Here is a 228-nt window from a genome sequence, read left to right as displayed (position 1 = left end):
TAATAGGCGAATTAGCATCTGAACTACAATAAATTTACGGCATTAAATTCCTAGCCAAACTAGTCGATTTGAATCCGGAAGGGGAATAAGATTTGTCATATGATTTAGGTTATTTTGGTGATAATTTATTTTTAGTGTTGGATACAGCCGAGGTTAATAAACCGATGTTGACCTGTTATATCTACATAGTATTAGTTGCTTCCCAAAATTTATTTGCCGGACAATTTG

General features: G+C 33.3%; 1 pseudogene. It reads left to right on the top strand.

Going from position 1 to position 228, the window contains the following annotated elements:
* Nucleotides 1-228: pseudogene (locus tag AC23MC_RS16585) on the top strand (hypothetical protein); the annotation flags it as partial.

The organism is Flavobacterium sp. T50_26 (genome assembly GCF_057652995.1).
Note: the sequence above shows the minus strand (reverse complement) of the source record. Positions and strands in the feature narration are given on the sequence as shown.